This is a genomic window from Streptomyces sp. NRRL WC-3549 (genome assembly GCF_000721935.1).
GTDB lineage: Bacteria > Actinomycetota > Actinomycetes > Streptomycetales > Streptomycetaceae > Streptomyces.
In genome coordinates this window covers 173,401-174,867 of record NZ_KL585414.1, presented here as the reverse complement: position 1 = coordinate 174,867, position 1,467 = coordinate 173,401, and the positions used below count along the sequence as shown (strand labels likewise).

The following is a 1,467-nucleotide window of genomic DNA, read 5'->3' as shown; positions in this document are numbered from 1 at the left end:
CCCCGGGGGAGACGATGGAAGCCGGCCACCGGCACGGCCCTCGATGCCCCGCGTGTGCCGTTCACAGCCGTTCACCTGGCGGACAGCGGCAGAAAGCCCGGCAGTGCGAGAGGGCGTCCGCGGCGGAGAGTCCGTCAAGCGGCCGATCAGGCCTGGCACCTGCTGTACGGGGCTGTACGGGCTCTTGAACTCTTCGTTTTTCTCCCTCAACCAAACCACAGGCCGTCGAGGAACTCCAACGTTGGCCGTTCGGCCGGCTGCGGGGTGTCAGGCCCGCCGCCACGGTACCGGGAGAGGCCCGAGAGCCGCGCCCGCACCCGGACGTCAGAGCACGTCGGCGGAGGCGGTCCATCTGGTTCGGATCGACGCCGTAGCCCCGGCTCCCGGTGTGTAGGGGGGAGAGCGGGAACGGCTGGGGGAGGGTCGCGTCAGATCACGCGGAAGAGGTCGGCGGCGGCGTGGACGTCCGTGAAGTCCTCGACCGAGCGGAGGTTGTCGCACAGTGCCTCCAGGACCGAACCGGCGTCGGCGGCACGTGGGGCGCCGACGGCCACGCCGAAGACGCGGAAGTCCAGCAGGCGCTTCGCGCCGATCCAGGTGCGCGTCCATTCCTCGGTGACGCCGCACTCGTCATCGGTGATCAGCACGATGTCGCCGCGCCTGCGGGCGGCAGCGGCGAACTCCTCCTCCAGCAGTTCGGCTGCTGCCGTCAGAGGCGTCTGGTAGCTGGTCCCGCCGCCGAGGAAGGTCTCCGCGAAGTCGAGTACCCGGGTGGTGCCGGCGGGCCGGCCGGCCGGGAAGCGGAACACCCGGACCTTGTCGGCGGCCGAGAACAGGATGCCGACGAAGTCCCGGCCCGCGTGACGTGCCTGGTCCAGCAGCGCCAGGGCACAGGCCTTGGCCCACGCCTCCCGGGTCACCCCGCCCGGCCCCGCCATCAGCATGGAGTGCGAGGTGTCCACGCACGCGATGACGGCGCCCTGACCGGTGGTCTGCTCCCCCTGGCTGTCGTAGAGCATGAGCTCGCCGGCGGCGTAGCGCGCGGCGAACACCGCCCGCAGCTCGGGCAGGCCGAGGTTGGCCAGTTCGGCGGGGACGACGCGGGAGAGGTCGTTGCCGAGTGTCACGCCGACCAGCTCCCCGCCGGAGTTCTCCACCTTGCGTGCGCGTTCGCCGCCGGCCATCTGCCGGAACCGGCCGATCAGTTCGGCCCACCGGGCGAGACGGCCGGTGCGTAGCCGCTCGGCGAGCCGGGCGCGGTCGTCGAACGGCATCCGCTCCAGCTCACCCGGAGCCACGCCCCAGGCCCGCATCAGCGCGGCCTCCTCGCGTGCGGTCGTGGCGGCGTGCGCCGCCGCGTTCCGCGCGGCGGCACCGACACCGGGCGCCGCCGCGGTGAGCGCCTGCGCGGCGCCCAGGGCGGCCTGCCCCGCGGCGGCTTCGGCGGTCTCGGCCGTCTCGATCGCC

At 73.3% G+C, this 1,467-nt stretch carries 1 protein-coding gene; it reads right to left on the bottom strand.

Annotated features, from left to right (window positions below; all coding sequences use genetic code 11):
• Positions 1-428 precede the first annotated feature (428 nt).
• Positions 429-1,467: VWA domain-containing protein (locus IH13_RS38085; protein ID WP_031087063.1), on the bottom strand; the 1,039-nt coding region annotated here is incomplete at its 5' end.